The organism is Corynebacterium sp. HMSC065H09 (genome assembly GCF_001812845.1).
Classification (GTDB): domain Bacteria; phylum Actinomycetota; class Actinomycetes; order Mycobacteriales; family Mycobacteriaceae; genus Corynebacterium; species Corynebacterium jeikeium_D.
The window spans coordinates 23,250-40,297 of record NZ_KV810572.1 but is presented as its reverse complement, the minus strand read 5'-3'; the positions used below and the strand labels follow the sequence as shown (position 1 = coordinate 40,297).

The 17,048-nt window shown below is 57.3% G+C and carries 12 protein-coding genes; 9 read left to right on the top strand and 3 right to left on the bottom strand.

Translation table 11 applies throughout. The features are described 5' to 3' along the window. Positions 1 to 577 precede the first annotated feature (577 nt). The 9 genes from nrdH to HMPREF2878_RS00320 all read left to right on the top strand — a co-directional run bounded on the left by nrdH (position 578) and on the right by HMPREF2878_RS00320 (position 11,847). Positions 578 to 802: a glutaredoxin-like protein NrdH gene (gene nrdH, locus HMPREF2878_RS00360; protein WP_005511161.1), complete on the top strand. Its 225-nt coding sequence runs from the start codon at positions 578 to 580 to the stop codon at positions 800 to 802. A gap of 85 nt (positions 803 to 887) precedes the next feature. Continuing rightward, complete coding sequence (gene nrdI / locus HMPREF2878_RS00355; protein ID WP_049181994.1) at positions 888 to 1,310, top strand: class Ib ribonucleoside-diphosphate reductase assembly flavoprotein NrdI; 423 nt, start codon at positions 888 to 890, stop codon at positions 1,308 to 1,310. Between the two features lie 174 nt (positions 1,311 to 1,484). Then, positions 1,485 to 3,629, top strand: a complete 2,145-nt coding sequence (gene nrdE / locus HMPREF2878_RS00350; protein WP_210387008.1) for a class 1b ribonucleoside-diphosphate reductase subunit alpha — start codon at positions 1,485 to 1,487, stop codon at positions 3,627 to 3,629. 235 nt (positions 3,630 to 3,864) lie between these two features. Further along, positions 3,865 to 4,590, top strand: a complete 726-nt coding sequence (gene deoD, locus HMPREF2878_RS00345; protein ID WP_016422251.1) for a purine-nucleoside phosphorylase — start codon at positions 3,865 to 3,867, stop codon at positions 4,588 to 4,590. 50 nt (positions 4,591 to 4,640) lie between these two features. Next, positions 4,641 to 6,086, top strand: a complete 1,446-nt coding sequence (locus tag HMPREF2878_RS00340; RefSeq protein ID WP_016422252.1) for an MFS transporter — start codon at positions 4,641 to 4,643, stop codon at positions 6,084 to 6,086. A gap of 337 nt (positions 6,087 to 6,423) precedes the next feature. Further along, on the top strand, positions 6,424 to 7,440 hold the full coding sequence (gene nrdF, locus HMPREF2878_RS00335; RefSeq protein WP_016422253.1) for a class 1b ribonucleoside-diphosphate reductase subunit beta: 1,017 nt from the start codon (positions 6,424 to 6,426) through the stop codon (positions 7,438 to 7,440). Between the two features lie 330 nt (positions 7,441 to 7,770). Beyond that, positions 7,771 to 9,471, top strand: a complete 1,701-nt coding sequence (ctaD, locus tag HMPREF2878_RS00330) for an aa3-type cytochrome oxidase subunit I (RefSeq protein ID WP_005511131.1) — start codon at positions 7,771 to 7,773, stop codon at positions 9,469 to 9,471. Between the two features lie 280 nt (positions 9,472 to 9,751). Next, complete coding sequence (gene serB / locus HMPREF2878_RS00325; RefSeq protein ID WP_070652669.1) at positions 9,752 to 11,044, top strand: phosphoserine phosphatase SerB; 1,293 nt, start codon at positions 9,752 to 9,754, stop codon at positions 11,042 to 11,044. Beyond that, positions 11,044 to 11,847: an aminoacyl-tRNA hydrolase gene (locus HMPREF2878_RS00320; RefSeq protein WP_070652668.1), complete on the top strand. Its 804-nt coding sequence runs from the start codon at positions 11,044 to 11,046 to the stop codon at positions 11,845 to 11,847. Before serB ends, HMPREF2878_RS00320 begins: the two co-directional genes overlap by 1 nt. Here the strand turns inward: HMPREF2878_RS00320 and HMPREF2878_RS00315 are convergent. The 3 genes from HMPREF2878_RS00315 to HMPREF2878_RS00305 form a co-directional block, all read right to left on the bottom strand. Next, on the bottom strand, positions 11,838 to 13,421 hold the full coding sequence (locus HMPREF2878_RS00315) for an AMP-binding protein (RefSeq protein WP_070652667.1): 1,584 nt from the start codon (positions 13,419 to 13,421) through the stop codon (positions 11,838 to 11,840). The genes HMPREF2878_RS00320 and HMPREF2878_RS00315 overlap by 10 nt on opposite strands. A 184-nt stretch (positions 13,422 to 13,605) precedes the next feature. Continuing rightward, the gene (locus HMPREF2878_RS00310) at positions 13,606 to 15,585 is read right to left on the bottom strand and encodes an ATP-dependent DNA helicase (protein ID WP_210387007.1); all 1,980 of its coding nucleotides are present in this window, start codon (positions 15,583 to 15,585) and stop codon (positions 13,606 to 13,608) included. A 128-nt stretch (positions 15,586 to 15,713) separates the two neighbouring features. After that, positions 15,714 to 17,024: a nicotinate phosphoribosyltransferase gene (locus HMPREF2878_RS00305; RefSeq protein WP_016422259.1), complete on the bottom strand. Its 1,311-nt coding sequence runs from the start codon at positions 17,022 to 17,024 to the stop codon at positions 15,714 to 15,716. Positions 17,025 to 17,048: the final 24 nt, after the last annotated feature.

The window sequence follows — 17,048 nt, the reverse complement described above, 5'->3', positions numbered from 1 at the left end:
TGGTGATGCATTCACCGCCTGAACCTACCGGCTTGAAAGTGTCATAAACTCGCACAGTTTCATATGTGCAGCCCGTGTTCATATGTGCAGCCCGCGATTTTTGAGATCGCTGCGGAATCCGAAGTTGGGTAGGGGAGGGACAAAGGCAGGGCGGGGACACTGCGGCGCCTGGAATCGGTGCGGTCGGCTGCGGGGCGTCATGCAGTAATTGGTTTAACCAAAATCCACCGATAGTTGTTTTTCTACGATTTTCTAGAATTTTTAGCGTGAAATTACAAGGTTGTGGTGCGTCTGTGTACAACATCTTGTGCGCCAGAGATCTCCGAACAGGGAATACCATGGTTGTGAGTACTACATCTAGTATGACTAGAGTTTTCTAGGCACCAAGTGTAGTGTTTTCGATGTCGAGCCAAGGAGAGCTAAAAGGACCTGTCTGCCACCCGTACTCGGTTTCTCATGAACCCTGGGAGCTTTCGGTCATTCAACCAATCCGCTGATTCCTCGGCCGCTTCCGTTGTTTGTACGAAGTCGATCCGATTCATTGGTCTTACCCAAAGCCAGAAAGTTTGTGAGAGTCATGGTTACCGTTTACAGCAAGCCTGCATGTGTCCAGTGCCGCGCTACCACTCGTGCCCTCGATAAGGCTGGAATTGCCTACGATATCGTCGACATCACCATGGACGATGAGGCTCGGGACTACGTCATGGCTCTCGGTCACCTCCAGGCGCCGGTCGTTGACACTGGCACTGAGACCTGGTCGGGTTTCCGTCCGGATCGCATCAAGGCTCTCCAGGCAGCGTAAGAATCACACACCTCTCCGCAGATTTCGTTGACCACCCGGGAAGCGAAGATTGCGGGGGTTTTGCGATGTAAAGGGTGAAGCTCTCATGCTGGTGGTGTATTTCTCCTCGGCGACGGGGAATACACACAAGTTTGTTGAAAAGCTAGGTATCAAAAATGCCCGCATTCCCATCCGTCGTAATGAGCCGGAGCTTATCGTCGATGAGCCCTATGTCCTCATTTGTCCGACTTATGGTGGTGGCGTTTCCATCAGCGGTGGTAACTCAAGGCCAGTTCCTCCGCAGGTCATCAAATTTCTTAATAATGAGCACAACCGCTCTTTCATCCGAGGTGTGATTGCTGCCGGCAATCTCAACTTCGGTGAGGACTTCTGTAAAGCAGGGGATGTCATCTCCTACAAGTGCAAGGTTCCATATCTATATCGCTTCGAGCTGATGGGAACCGACCACGATGTGCGGCGAGTCCGAGAAGGGCTAGAGGAATTCTTCCACGGTAGAGCCAGCGCCTAAGTTGGCAAGCCTCAGTGTCGAGGGAAGGGGCACTGAGGACAACCGAATGGATGCGCTCGCGGAAGCCGTCGTAAAGCGGTGTGCGAGGAAAATAGCTAGATTGGATTGCTCTGGGCAGTGTTGGAACAGACCCTGTGCAGGCAAATGAATATTAAAGGAGTCAACGTGTCGGAAATGGGCAAGCAGGTCGCGGAGCCGGTGGGTGAGGACAAGCTGGATTACCACGCGCTCAATGCGCTGCTGAATCTGTACGGTGAAGACGGCAAGATTCAGTTCGATAAAGACCGCATGGCTGCGCGGCAGTTCTTCTTGCAGCATGTCAATCAGAACACTGTGTTCTTCCACAACTTGCGGGAGAAGCTCGATTATCTGGTAGAGAACCATTACTACGAGGCCGAGGTTCTGGAGAAGTACGAATTTGAGGACGTCAAGGCACTGTTTAAGCAGGCCTACGCCCACAAGTTCCGTTTTCAGACTTTCCTGGGTGCTTACAAGTACTACACCTCGTACACACTGAAGACTTTCGACGGCAAGCGTTACTTGGAGCGCTACGAAGACCGTGTGTGCATGGTTGCTCTTACGCTTGCCGACGGCGACTTGGGGCTCGCGCAGCACCTGGTTAATGAGATCATCGCCGGACGCTTCCAGCCCGCTACTCCTACATTCCTCAACTCCGGTAAGGCCCAGCGCGGCGAGCCGGTGAGCTGCTTCCTGCTGCGTATCGAGGACAACATGGAGTCCATTGGCCGCGCCATCAACTCCTCGCTGCAGCTGTCCAAGCGCGGCGGTGGTGTTGCGCTGCTGCTGAGCAATCTGCGTGAACAGGGCGCTCCGATTAAGCACATCGAGAATCAGTCTTCCGGTGTCATCCCGGTTATGAAGCTGCTGGAGGACTCTTTCTCCTACGCTAACCAGCTGGGTGCTCGCCAGGGTGCAGGCGCTGTCTACCTGCACGCGCACCACCCGGACATCATGCGCTTCCTGGATACCAAGCGTGAGAACGCGGACGAGAAGATTCGCATCAAGTCGCTGTCGCTCGGCGTTGTCATTCCGGACATCACGTTCGAGCTGGCCAAGCGTAACGACGACATGTACCTCTTCAGCCCGTACGATGTCGAGCGTGTCTACGGTAAGCCGTTCGCGGACATTAGCATCACCGAGAATTACGCGGATATGGTCGAGGACCCGCGTATTCGTAAGCAGAAGATCAACGCGCGTCAGTTCTTCCAGACCATCGCTGAGATTCAGTTTGAGTCCGGCTACCCGTACATCATGTTCGAGGACACGGTTAACCGCGCGAACCCGATTGAGGGCCGCATTAACATGTCGAACCTCTGCTCGGAGATTCTGCAGGTCAACACCCCGTCGACCTACAATGCGGACCTGTCCTACGAGCACGTGGGTGAGGACATTTCCTGTAACCTCGGTTCGCTGAATATTGCGATGACCATGGACTCGCCGGACTTTGGTCGCACTGTCGAGACTGCCATCCGTGGCCTGACTGCGGTCAGTGAGCAGACTTCTATTGACTCGGTGCCATCGATTCGCAAGGGTAACGACGGATCCCATGCGATCGGCCTGGGGCAGATGAACCTGCACGGCTACCTTGGCCGCGAGAAGATTATGTACGGCTCGGAAGAGGGGCTGGACTTCACCAACGCCTACTTTGCAGCAGTGCTCTACGCAGTCCTGCGCGCATCCAACAAGATTGCTCGCGAGCGCGGTCAGAAGTTCGTCAACTTTGAGAACTCCGACTACGCCAGCGGCAAGTACTTCGATAACTTCGATCCGGCAGAGTTCCAGCCGAAGACTCAGCACGTCAAGGAGATCTTCGAGAACTCCACCGCGCACATTCCGGACGCTGAGGACTGGGCGCAACTGAAGGCCGACGTCATGGAGTACGGCCTGTTCAACCGCAACCTGCAGGCAGTGCCGCCGACCGGTTCGATTTCCTACATCAACAACTCGACCTCGTCGATTCACCCGATTGCATCTCAGATTGAGATCCGCAAGGAGGGCAAGATCGGTCGCGTATACTACCCGGCTCCGCACTTGGACAATGACAACCGTGAGTACTTCCAGGACGCCTACGAAATCGGCTACGAGAAGATCATTGACACTTACGCGGTCGCTACCAAGTATGTTGACCAGGGACTGTCGCTGACCTTGTTCTTCAAGGACACGGTGAGCACTCGTGACCTCAACCGTGCGCAGATTTACGCATGGCGCAAGGGTATTAAGACTCTGTACTACATCCGCCTGCGTCAGGTTGCGCTGGAGGGTACTGAGGTCGAGGGTTGCGTATCCTGCATGCTTTAAGCAAGCGTGCTTGAGGGCTAGGCATCTAGTGCTTCAGTTGTAGCGCATTGAAGGCGCGAGAATTTCCCCGAGTTTTGCCGGGAGATTCTCGCGCCTTTTTCGTCACTCCACCCAATTGGGAACAAATGTAAATATCACTATTGACGGTTGTAATCCAGGTAATTAACCTGGGCAGTGGTACACCAATGTTCGCATAATTTTCACCCACGGCTAGTGGGGGAAGGGGCTGGAAGCCATGTCCGATACCACTGGTAAGAGCACTCCACACATCAACCCAAAGGGTGCGCCGATTGCAGAAACCATTTTGTTGCCAGGTGACCCGCTGCGTGCCAAGTTCATTGCGGAGACCTATTTGGACGATGTCGTTCAGTTCAACAAAGTTCGCAACATGTTGGGCTTTACCGGCACCTACCAGGGGCAGGAAGTGTCCGTCATGGGATCCGGTATGGGCATTCCGTCTATCTCGCTGTACTCCTGGGAACTTATCCATGTTTTCGGCTGCAAGAAGCTGATTCGCGTCGGTTCCTGCGGCGCGTTGCAGCCGGAGCTGGACCTGTATGACGTGGTTATCGGCCAGACGGCATCGACGGACTCCAATTTTCTATCGCAGTACAACTTGCCGGGAACGTTCGCCCCGTCCGCATCTTTCCGTCTGATTGAAGATGTTCGCGATCGTGCCCGCGAGCAGGGCATCACTACACACGTCGGCAACATCTTGTCCAGCGATATTTTCTACAACTTCCAGGATGATGTGAACGACCGTTGGGCACGCATGGGTGTGCTGGCGGTGGAGATGGAATCTGCTGGCCTTTATGCCACCGCCGCCGAGGCCGGTGTGGAGGCCATGGGAATCTTCACTGTGTCGGACAACATCGTCACCGGTGGAAAGACCACTCCGGAAGAACGTGAGAAGGCCTTCACGACGATGATGGAGCTGGCATTGCCGCTGGCTCGACTCTAGTGTCCTGGTCCGCAATCAATTGGCTTGAAGTGTGAAATAGGTACAGTGCGATGAGCAATCCCGCCAGCAATACCAGCTTGAACGTGAATCCCCGTGAAAGCGCAGCGTCCAAGGCTGCCGCGCCAAACCCTAAGGCCGCAGTCCCGGTCTTGCTGTTTTCCTTTGTATTCTGTTTGGTCTTGGACAATGGCTTTAAGTTCATGACCAAGCCGATTGCGGAATCTCTGGACCTCAGTGTCTCCACGGCCAGTCTGCAGGCGACACTCGCCGGTATCTTGATTGGCATTGGAGCGGTGGTGTACGCCGCATTGGCGGACAGCATCAGTATCCGCAAATTGATGATTGTCGGTATCGGCTTCGTCGCCGTGGGCTCTCTACTGGGTTATTTCTTCCAGGGAGTATGGCCAATCGTGCTTACTGCCCGCATTATTCAAACTGCCGGCCTGGCGGCGGCTGAGACACTCTACGTCATCTATGTCACCAAGTACCTAAGCCCAGAAGATCAGAAAACCTACCTCGGCTTTTCCACCGCGGCCTTCCAAGCCGCGCTGCTGATTGGAACGTTGACCTCGGGAATCGTGGCTACCTACATTTCCTGGCCGGCTATGTTCCTGATTTCGCTCATTCTGATAGTTGCCATTCCGTTCCTGATCAAGACAGTTCCGGAGGAGCAGCAGCAGAAGAGTCACCTGGATATCTTTGGCCTGTTCCTCATCGCGGTCATCGCCACTGCGGTGATGCTGTTCATGCAGCAGTTCCAATGGTGGTGGCTGGTTGCCGCTGCGCTGGGCGTCGCGCTCTTTGTCTGGCACATCCGGACACATGACAACGCCGTGGTCAGCCCGTCGTTCTTTACCAATGCTCGCTACGTTTGCGCGCTGATTGTTGTGCTCGTGGTTTACATGGTCCAGTTGGGGTATTCGGCCATTCTGTTGCCGTATATGGTCGACGAGCTCTATGGCATCAACCTCGACGGTGCTGCCTATATCCTCGCGCCGGGCTACCTCTGCGCTGTCATCGTCGGTGTAATGTCTGGCAAGGTTGCCAAGTTCCTGCCCTCGAAGCAGGCCATTGTCGCGGCTATCAGCATCATCATCGTGGCGTTGCTCATCCCCGCAGTGCTGCCGGGGGCCGGTGTTGCCACGGTTATCGTCTCCATGATTCTGTTCCCATCAGGGTTCGCGCTCATGTATGCGCCGTTGGTCGCGACCGCACTGCAGAACATTCCTGCCGCCAAGTCCGGTGTTGCAATCGGTTTCTACAATCTGACGATCAACATTGCCGTACCGGTTGGCATCGCGTTAACGGCCATGCTTGTTGATTCTCGACCGGCCTTCTTCAGCACCCTCTCCATCGCGCAGTCTGAAGCAGAAGGGGTCTCCGCTACCATCGCTTGGTTGCTCGCGCTCATGGCTGTCGTAGGTTTGCTGGTGTACGTCATCTCCGACCGCATCATCAACGACACGGCGGAAAACCGAGAGAAGGTTCACGCCTAGGTTCGCGCAACATCTTGCGCTTGGTGCTTGACGACGGACATTGCGTCGTCAAGCACCTTGTTCTTTGTGTGACGTGGGGTTAGGGGAGGGGCACCGGGAACAAGACTCGGCAAGTGGGGCGATTTCTTCTAGGCCGCGTGCTTAATAATGCGGGTGTGGGTAAGCTGCTAAGGGTAGTGGCTCCTTTCATCGGGAGCCTGACGTTTTGTAGTGGGACAAGGCTGGAATAGCCACCGCTGCAGTCGCTGTTTGAACTCGTAAAGAGTGAAGGACGTTCCTTATATATAAGGTGTGTTCGAAAAACGGCAATATCAATGAAAAAGGGAGAGGTTTCCACGTGAGTTTCGATGATTGCCCACCCTCGACTCCGGCCCACCGTGAGAAGAATCCAGAGTCGCGTGCATGCCCAGTTGCGGCTATTGACTGGAACACGATTCCTGATGATAAGGATCTCGAGGTTTGGGATCGTCTGACCGGTAACTTCTGGTTGCCGGAAAAGGTGCCGCTGTCGAATGACATCAAGAGCTGGAATACGCTCAACGCACTGGAGCAGCGCACCACGATGCGCGTGTTCACTGGTCTGACCATGCTGGACACCATCCAGGGCACGGTAGGTGCAGTATCACTCATTCCAGATGCGCTGACTCCGCACGAGGAAGCTGTGTACACCAATATCGCCTTCATGGAATCGGTGCACGCAAAGAGCTACTCGTCGATTTTCCAGACGCTGGCGTCGACTCCTGAGATTCAGGATGCGTTCCGTTGGGGCGAGGAGAATGAGTACCTGCAGAAGAAGGCCAAGATTATCCTCGACTACTACGAGGGCGATAATCCGCAGAAGAAGAAGGTTGCTTCCACTTTGCTGGAGTCCTTCCTGTTCTACTCGGGCTTCTACCTGCCGATGTACTGGTCCAGCCACGCCAAGCTGACCAACACCGCGGACATTATTCGCCTAATCATTCGTGATGAGGCAGTTCACGGTTACTACATCGGTTACAAGTACCAGCGCAACCTGGAGCGTCTGACCCAGGCCGAACGTGACGAGCTGAAGGATTACACCTTCGACCTCATGTTTGATCTCTACGACAACGAGATTCAGTACACCGAAGAGATGTACGACGAACTCGGTTGGACCGAGGATGTCAAGCGTTTCTTGCGTTACAACGGCAACAAGGCTCTGAACAACTTGGGCTATGAGGGTATGTTCCCGGCCGACGAGACTCGCGTTTCGCCGTCGATCCTGTCGGCCCTGTCGCCGAATGCTGACGAAAACCACGACTTCTTCTCGGGTTCCGGCTCTTCCTACGTCATGGGTAAGGCTGAAGTAACCGAGGATGAGGACTGGGACTTCTAAAAGCACAGGTGTAGGGAACATTCCGCATCGAGCCTCACTCTGGTGACAGCACACACACGGGGGTAGTAGTCCTAGCCTCGACGGTTCCTGCTAAATAGGCGTTAGCCCAGGTTAAGACAATTCTCAGGAAACTAATAGTGTGCTTAGCTGAGTGGGGAAGTGAGCCGGAAAATCCCTTAGCCTTAACTTTTTCCAAGGTTCAGACTAGAATCTGGCACATAGCGGTAGGTGGGTTCGCCGTCGCGTACTCGCCTGCACTATTCTCACAAGGACAAAACTTAAAATCCCTGTAGTGAGTTACAGGAAATCTTCGCGTAGTAAGGAGGAAGAATGACTGCAGTAGCGCCTCGTCCAGATCATGGCGTTGTAGCGCCGGAACGGCCGCAGCCGTTCGGACATGAGCGTAAGGGCAGCTGGGCGTGGGAAATGCTGACCACGACCGACCACAAGAAGCTGGGCATCATGTACATCATTATGTCCTTCTCGTTCTTCTTTGTCGGCGGTCTGATGGCTCTGCTTATCCGTGCTGAGCTCTTCGCCCCAGGACTTCAGTTCCTTTCTAACGAGCAGTTCAACCAGATGTTCACCATGCACGGCACGGTGATGCTGCTTCTGTTCGGTACCCCGATTGTTTGGGGTTTTGCTAACTACATTCTGCCACTTCAGATTGGTGCTCCGGACGTGGCTTTCCCGCGTCTGAACGCTTTCGGCTTCTGGCTGACCACCATTGGTGGCATTCTGATGCTGTCGGGCTTCCTGACCCCGGGTGGTGCTGCTGACTTCGGTTGGACCATGTACTCCCCGCTGTCTGACCCGATTCACTCTCCGGGTGTCGGTTCTGACCTGTGGATTGTCGGTGTCGGTGTTGGTGGTGTCGGTACCATCGCTTCCGCCATTAACATGACCACCACTGTCCTGTGCCTCCGTGCACCAGGCATGACCATGTTCCGTATGCCAATCTTCACCTGGAACATCCTGGTTACCTCGATCCTGGCTCTGCTGATCTTCCCGATTCTGACTGCAGCTGCTCTTGGTGTTTTGTACGACCGTAAGCTGGGCGGTCACATTTACGACCCGGCAAACGGTGGCGCAATGCTGTGGCAGCACCTGTTCTGGTTCTTCGGTCACCCAGAGGTCTACGTCCTGCTGTTGCCGTTCGTGGGCATCATCACCGAGGTCGTTCCGGTCTTTTCCCGTAAGCCGCTGTTCGGCTACGCAGGTATGGTCTTCGCAACCCTGTCTATTGCAGGTCTGTCCATGGCTGTGTGGGCACACCACATGTTCGTGACCGGTGGCGTTCTGCTTCCGTTCTTCTCGTTCATGACCTTCCTGATTTCGGTCCCGACCGGTGTTAAGTTCATCAACTGGATGGGCACCATGTGGCGTGGCCACATGACCTTCGAGGCTCCGATGACTTTCGCTCTCGGCTTCATCGTGACCTTCCTGTTCGGTGGTTTGACCGGTATTATGCTGGCTTCCCCACCGCTGGACTTCCACGTCTCTGATACTTACTTCGTCGTGGCGCACTTCCACTACACCCTGTTCGGTACCCTGGTCTTCGCTTCCTACTCGGGCGTTTACTTCTGGTTCCCGAAGATGACTGGTCGTATGCTCGACGAGAAGCTGGCAAAGGTTCACTTCTGGCTGACCTTCATCGGCTTCAACCTGACCTTCCTGGTCCAGCACTGGCTGGGTAACGAGGGTATGCCGCGTCGTTACGCCGACTACCTCGAGACTGACGGTTTCACCACCCTGAACATGATCTCCACCGTTGGTGCGTTCATCCTGGGTCTGTCTGTTATCCCGTTTGTCTGGAACGTCTTCAAGTCCTGGCGCTACGGTGAGGTCGTCACTGTTGATGACCCGTGGGGTTACGGTAACTCCCTCGAGTGGGCTACTTCTTGCCCGCCGCCGCGCCACAACTTCACCTCGATGCCGCGCATCCGCTCGGAGCGCCCGGCGTTCGAGCTGCACTACCCGCACATGGTTGAGCGTCAGCGCGCAGAGGCCCACGTTGGTCGCCAGCTCTAAGAGCTAGTGGCTACATGGCTGATGCAACTCTGAGTTAATAACTACGCGAAGCTACGGCCCCATCACGGTTCTCCGTGATGGGGCCTTAGTCTTGTCTTTGAGAGTCTTTCCTAGGGAAGAGGCAGTAAGAGAGCGCAGTAAGAGCAGGGGGGGGCGCAGGGAGCGCCAGAAGGGCAAGAGAGCAAGGCGATGGCTAGCGCCTGTCGCTGGCCACCCACTGAAGTGCGGAATCCCACTATGCGATGAGCGCTCTGCCGGGGCTTCATGCGATACTGGATTGGTGAATGAACAGGTAATTACCTCTCCCAGTCAGTCTGTAGATACCGATGCTCTATCGGTTTCGTTGGCACCGGGACTAGCTCCGGTGCTTATTACCGCTGTTGGCCGAGACCGCCCGGGTGTCTCCGCAGCTTTCTTCCGCGTGCTCGCGGCCCACGGAGTTCAAATTTTGGATGTGGAACAGTCGGTGTTCCGCTCTAATCTGAGCCTCGGTGCGCTTGTTGGTGTCACAGAAGAAAAGGTCGGTGTTCTCCGTGAGGGACTCATTGAAACACTGAAGCCTCACGGCATGACTGTCAGTTTCCAGCTGGATGCCCCGATTGAGCGCAGCGATGGCTCCACCCACGCACTTATCGTGTTGGGCAATCCGGTCAACGCTGAGGATATCTCCCGTATCGGCCGCACTCTTGCTGATTACGGTGCAAACATCGATTCCATTCGCGGTATTGCTGACTACCCAGTCACTGGCCTGGAATTGCTGGTCTCTATTCCGGACCCGAAGCCGGGTGCGGGCATTCCGCTGCGTAAGGCACTGGCCGAGCTTGCACAGGACCAGGACATTGACATCGCAATTGAACGCGCTGGTTTGCAGCGCCGCTCCAAGCGCTTGATTTGTTTCGATGTGGACTCGACCTTGATTACCGGTGAGGTCATTGAGATGCTGGCCGCCCATGCTGGTCGCGAGGCGGAGGTTGCAGCGGTTACAGAGCGCGCTATGCGCGGTGAGCTGGACTTCGCTGAGTCACTGCATGAGCGAGTTAAGGCTCTGGCTGGCCTGCCGGTCAGCGTCCTAGAGGAAGTCACTAACTCCATCGAGCTGACTCCAGGCGCCCGCACCACGATCCGCACGCTGAAGCGCCTCGGTTACAAGTGTGGTGCTGTCTCCGGTGGCTTTATCCAGATCTTGGAGCCGCTGGCAAAGGATCTCGGTCTGGACTTTTACAAGGCGAATACCCTCGAGGTCGAGGACGGAAAGCTGACTGGACGCGTGGTCGGCGATGTCGTCGATAGGCAGGAGAAGGCCCGCAGCCTCAAGACGTTCGCCGCAGAGTCGGGGCTTCAGATGCATCAGACCGTTGCGGTCGGCGATGGGGCCAATGACATCGATATGTTGTCGGTCGCAGGCCTTGGTATTGCTTTCAATGCCAAGCCGGCGCTGAAGGAAATCGCTGACACGTCCGTCAACGTTCCATTCATGGACTCGATTCTGTTCATGCTGGGCATTTCCCGCGATGAAATCGACGATGCCGACCGCGAAGATGGCACCTTCCGCCGTGTGCCGTTGGAGCAGTAGTGCAACGCGAGGATCACAAGAATCCAGCTGTCACGGACGCATCATCGGTACCGGAGTGGTTCCGTATCGCCCATAACCTCCTGCCGCAACCCGATAGGGAAGACCATGGCGAGGATGTGCCGTGGGCAATGGCTATTGTGCTTGAGGTTCCGAAGAAGGAACGCCCCTCGCGCACTGCGCTGCTCCGCGCTGCCGCGATGGCTGTGGTTGCTTGTTGCCTGGACGAACGCGCAGGCGATGACACTTCTGCCTATCAACAAGGTCTGGCGTCTTGGTACGGTGCGCGCATCCGCAAGCTCACACGTCGCGCTCGCAATATCGGCTGGCAACGCGCTCAGCTTGCACCGGGTGTCACCGTGGACGTCGACGGCGCGCAAGCTCGCGCACTAGTGCCAACTCCTGTCGACGAAACCTACCCGGCGATTGCCAAACTACAAATTTCCGGCACCGATTTGCCTTACGACGACCCGGAGAACACATCTCCCGGTGCCCCGGACGACCATGAGAGCGCTGACACCTTTGCTCTGCCAGTGATTTGGGTGGACAAAAACCTGAATATGTCCGTAGGAAAGGTGGCCGCGCAAGTTGGACACGGCTCAATGCTCTATGCGGCCACCCTGTCGGTTCAGGATGCCTGGGCGTGGGCACAAAGTGGCTACGCGCTGGATGTGAAAGAAGTACCGCGGGAGCAGTGGCCAGCGCCAGAGCTCCGCGCGGTTGAGGTTCAGGATGCCGGGTTTACCGAGATTGCTCCCGGTTCAGTCACTGTGGCGGTGGCCCCTGGGGCCGTAACTCACGACTGAGCGCGTGCTGCCTCCATGGCCTTGAGGTCCTTGCGCAGGATTTTGCCCGTCGCCGACTTCGGGATTTCATCCATGAACTCGACTGCTCGCACCTTCTTGTACGGTGCGACGCGGTCGGCGACGTAGTCCATAATCTCGTCTTCAGTCACCTGCTTGCCCGCCTTGAGGACGACGTAAGCCTTAGGAATCTCCTCGCCGTCGGAGCGAACGACACCACTGCAGGCGGCATCGGCAATATCCGGGTGGCTGAGCAGCACGGACTCGAGCTCGGCCGGCGGAACCTGGTAGCCCTTGTACTTAATCAGTTCCTTGAAGCGGTCGACGATGTACACATTCCCGTGTTCGTCGAGTTCCGCAACATCGCCGGTACGCAGCCAACCGTCGACAAGCGTCTCTGCCGTCGCTTTCGGGTTGTTGAAGTAGCCCTTCATCACCTGTGGACCATGAATCCATAGCTCACCTGCCTCCGAGCGCCCCTCGGCGGGAACCGGGATTTCCTCAAAGCTGTCGGAGTCGAGGTTGACAATCTTGTACTGAGTGTTGGGGACTGCGCGACCGATCGAGTCCAGCGGACTATCGTGGCCGATGCGGATGTGGGCTGCTGGCGAGGACTCGGTCATGCCGAAGCCCTGTGCGACCACGCAGTCAAGGCGCTTTTCCACCTGTTCCGCGAGGTCAAGTTGGAGAGAAGCGGCACCTGAGAAGATTGTCTCCAGGCTGGACAGGTCAAAGGAATCGACAGCTGGGTGCTTGGCCAGGCCCACAGCTACAGGCGGTGCGATGAACGCGAACTTCACCTTGTGCTCGGCGATGATGGACAGGAAATCGACGAGGTCGAACTTGCCCATGGTGTACTGCGTCGTGCGGCGCCACAGGGACAGGTTCAGGAGTGCAGTCAGGCCGTAGATGTGGAAGAACGGCAGGATAGTGACGGCCGGGGTGTCCTCAGTCAGCGCGTTGACTGTGGCTCCGCCTGCCTGAGCGACGTTGGCCACCAGGTTGCGGTGGGTGAGCTGGACGCCCTTCGGCACACCGGTGGTTCCGGAGGAAAACGGAATCACGGCAACGTCATCGGGTGATACCTCGACGTCCGGGGCTGCGTGTCCCTCTGCAAGCAGCTCGCCCATGCCGTGGAGACCCGTCAGGCCGATAATCATCTCTTCCGGGAGACCAGCGGCCTCAGCGCCGTTAGCACCGGCCCAACCAATCGACGAAGTCGTTAGCATCATCTTGGCGTCAGAAATACGCAGCTGCTTTTCAACGTCCTCAGCAGTTGCCAGCGATGCAACCGTCGTGCAGACAGCCCCCGCGCGCAGGACACCGTGAAGAGCGACTGCGAAGGTTGTCGAGTTGGGGCAGTGAAGAGCCACAACGTCGCCCTTCTTAATCCCACGTGCTGCCAGCGCACCCGCGAACTTCTCAATGCTGGCCTTCAGATCACCGAAGGTGACCTCGGAGCCTGAGTCAACGATTGCAAGCTTGTCCTGGTGGCGCGGCTCAATTTCTCCGAAGAGGAACTCAAAGAGCGAGGTCTCCGGGATGTCGATGTCGGGGAGGTTGCTGGAAAGGGGCATGCAGGAAATCGCCTTTCTAATCTCGCGCACGGCTGCCAAGTGCCCTGCATCATTAGCTCGGGCACTGTAGCAGTGCTGTGTTACACATCACAATAATGTATTGGATGAAAAAGCGTGGAAGTTTTTCCAGAAACTATGCCTGATCCAGCATTACTTCGTGAGCCCGGACAGCCCCCCCTCTGAATCAGGTTTGGGTCAGCCGCCGCAACGCTCCAGCCGCAGTATCCAGGTTGGTCGTCCTCCAGAAGTCCGGCATCGACGCGGCAATCCAGGATCCATAGCGCGCAGTCGCCAACCGTGAATCCAACACCGCAACAACCCCGCGGTCATCGACTTGACGTAGCAGACGACCAGAACCCTGCGCCATCAGCAGCGCCGCATGTGTCGCTGAGACCTCCATAAAACCGTTTCGGCCAGCGGCATTAGCCGCATCGGAGCGTGCGGACAGTAGCGGGTCGTCGGGTCGGGGGAACGGGATACGATCGATGATGACACACGATAGCGATGGGCCAGGAACATCGACGCCTTGCCACAGCGTCAGCGTGCCAAACAAACATGTCTGTGGATTAGCTGCGAAGCGATCAACCAGAGCGCCGATAGAGTCATCGCCTTGGCACAGGACGTCGTAAGGCAGGCGCTTGCGCATTTCCTCGGCCGCTGCCTCGGCACCTCGGCGGGAGGAAAACAGCCCCAGCGTTCGCCCACCAGCGGCGCGGATGAGGCGTTCCATGATCGCGAACTGCTCTGGTGTGGCGCCGTCGCGTCCCGGACGAGGCAGGTCGCGTGCGACGTAGAGGATGCCAGATTTTTGCGGGTCAAAGGGCGTGCCGACGTCCAAGCCATCCCACTCTCCGGAGGGAAGCCCCCAGGCAGCGGCCATGGCATCGAACTTGCCACCAAGAGCCAGCGTTGCTGAAGTCAAGACGACGGTGGATTCGCCGAAGAGGCGTTCGCGAAGCAGCGCTGCGATGGACAGGGGAGCGACATAAACTGTCTTGTTCTCGCCAAGCCATACGACATCGTCGCTGCTGAACTCGAGAATCCGGACGACAGTATCGTGCATATTCTCCACGGCTGCGCGCACGGTCTGGCGCTCCGTGCTGTCAGAGTCGGAACCCGAACCACCGGAGCCCGACCCGCCAGAGCCGCCTGAGCCAGAGGTGCCCAGCGTGGTTTGCAGTTGCCACAGGCTATCGCGGAGCGAAGCTAGTGCCGCTCCCAGCTCACCGGGAATTTCTTCGAGTGCGCCGCTGTAGGCGTCGGCAAGCAATGCGACGGTCTCGCCGAGTAGATCCGTGGCATCGGTGACATCATCGACCTGCTCTGCGGCGCCGAATTTGCGGGCGCGCCGGGCCATCATGGTGATACCGGCAGGGGAGAGCTCGTCGGTGGCAACGGAGGTGATTCGACCGTCGAGCTCGTGAGCCTCGTCAATGACGACGCAGTCGTGCTGCGGCAAGATCATGGCGTCGGAGAGCGCATCGATGGCCAACAGTGCGTGATTGGTGACAACGATGTCGACGTTGGATGCCTCGCGGCGGGCTTGTTCGGCGAAACACTCCTCGCCGAAAGGGCAGGAAATAGAGCCGACGCATTCGCGGGCCGTGACGGAGACCTGCCGCCAGGCTTCGTTGGAGACACCCTTGTCCAGGCTGTCGCGGTCGCCGGTGTCGGTGTCATTGGCCCACTCGCGTAGCCGCATGACCTCGGCAGCGGTTCGGCTGAGCTGCGCTTCGCTGAGTAGAGCAGTTGGGCCGCCCATACTGGCCTGCTCGGATTCGTCACCGTCCATGACGGGATCTTTGATGACATTTCCGACCTTGGATTTGCACAGGTAGTTCGAACGCCCTTTGAGGATTGCGAAGGTCGGCGTGCGGGACAAGTGCGGTTCTAGCGAACTGACTAGCCGCGGCAAGTCGCGTTCGACCAGCTGACGCTGTAGCGCAATGGTCGCCGTGGAAACGATTACGGACTCGTCGGACTCCATTGCCTGCACAATGGCGGGCACCAGGTAGGCCAGTGACTTACCCGTACCGGTACCGGCTTGCACCGCCAGGTGCCGCTCGCGTGCAAAGGCTGAGGCAACCGCGCGGGACATCTTGACCTGATTCGGGCGAGTTGTTCCGCCGAGTCCCTTCACTGCTGCATCGAGAAGAGCTTCGATGCTATCCGAGTCATGGACGCTGGCTCTCGGTGAAGCTAGCTCGTCAGCATCGTCAACGTCCTCAAAGCCGTCCGATAGCTCAGCAAAATCTGCGTGCTCGGGAGTATCCGACACAGTTCCCCCGCCGCCTAAACGCCGTGAAAACGGACGGACAGTACCGGCTCGTCACGGGAAAGTGCGAGCCCCTCCCACGGGAGGCTGACCAGTGCCTTAACCAAGTGATCGCGGGACTCCTCCAAGGTCGGTAGACCATCGACGACCTCGCCATCGCGCATCATCGGAATGGTTAGATCGCGGTAGTGCAGGTTGCCCACATCCGGGATTTCCGAGCCGAGCGGGAAAGCGATTTCCTCCACGGCGGTACCGGAACGGCGGCAGGTACGAATCGCCGCCTTCACGCCACCGTGGCTTCGCTTGTCCAACGAGCGCTTGGCGACGGGCACCCCATCAACTTCGACCATCTTGTAGACCAGTCCCGCAGTCGGTGCGCCGGAGCCAGTGACTACAGAGGTGCCCACACCGTAGACATCGACCGGCTCGGCCCTCAGCGCCGCAATGGCGAACTCGTCGAGGTCAGAGGACACTACGATGTTGGTGTTGTGTGCGCCCAGCGAGTCCAGCTGCTGACGCACCTGGCGAGCGAGAACTCCAAGGTCACCGGAGTCAATACGTACACCGCCGAGTTCCGGACCCGCGACCTCAATGGCCGTATTGACGCCCTCGGTGATGTCGTAGGTATCCACCAACAAAGTGGTGTCGGTCCCCAGCGTGTCAATCTGAGCTTTGAAGGCTGCAGCCTCGTTTGTCGTGCCATCTGGGTTGGTGTGTAACAGAGTCCACGCGTGCGCAGCGGTACCGGAGGCTGGGATGTTGTACCGTGCCGCCGCCTCCAAGTTGGAGGTGGCGCTAAAACCTGCCAGGTAGGCGGCGCGGGCAGCGGTCACAGCTGCTTCTTCATGAGTACGACGCGAACCCATTTCAATAATCGGGCGCCCACCGGCAGCCGTGACCATTCGGGTCGCTGCCGAGGCAATGGCGGAGTCCGCATTGAGAATGGAGAGAATAACAGTCTCCAAAATGACGCACTCGGCGAAAGTGCCTCGCACCGTCAAAATGGGCGAGGCGGGGAAGTAGAGCTCTCCCTCGCGGTAGCCGTCGACTTGGCCACTGAAGGAATAGTTACGCAGGTAATCCAGCGTCCTGTCATCGAGGAAGTCCAGCGAAGCCAGCTGTTCCTCGGTGAAGCGGAAGTTGCGGATAGCATCCAACACACGCGCTGTACCAGCGACAACGCCATAGCGACGCTCATTCGGCAGGCGACGGCCAAACACCTCGAAGGCGACCTGGCGCTCGCCGGATCCGTCGGCAAGCGATGCCTGCAGCATCGTCAGCTCGTACTTATCGGTGAGAAGGGCGGTGGAGGAATGCTTATCAATCACGGTCAACAGTCTAGTCGGCTGAAG

Excerpts from the sequence above, each read along its gene's own strand:
- deoD (WP_016422251.1), top strand. The coding sequence starts at position 3,865 with ATGTCCGATACCACTGGTAAGAGCACTCCACACATCAACCCAAAGGGT.
- nrdE (WP_210387008.1), top strand. The coding sequence starts at position 1,485 with ATGGGCAAGCAGGTCGCGGAGCCGGTGGGTGAGGACAAGCTGGATTAC.
- HMPREF2878_RS00315 (WP_070652667.1), bottom strand. The coding sequence starts at position 13,421 with ATGCCCCTTTCCAGCAACCTCCCCGACATCGACATCCCGGAGACCTCG.
- ctaD (WP_005511131.1), top strand. The coding sequence starts at position 7,771 with ATGACTGCAGTAGCGCCTCGTCCAGATCATGGCGTTGTAGCGCCGGAA.
- nrdI (WP_049181994.1), top strand. The coding sequence starts at position 888 with ATGCTGGTGGTGTATTTCTCCTCGGCGACGGGGAATACACACAAGTTT.
- nrdH (WP_005511161.1), top strand. The coding sequence starts at position 578 with ATGGTTACCGTTTACAGCAAGCCTGCATGTGTCCAGTGCCGCGCTACC.
- HMPREF2878_RS00340 (WP_016422252.1), top strand. The coding sequence starts at position 4,641 with ATGAGCAATCCCGCCAGCAATACCAGCTTGAACGTGAATCCCCGTGAA.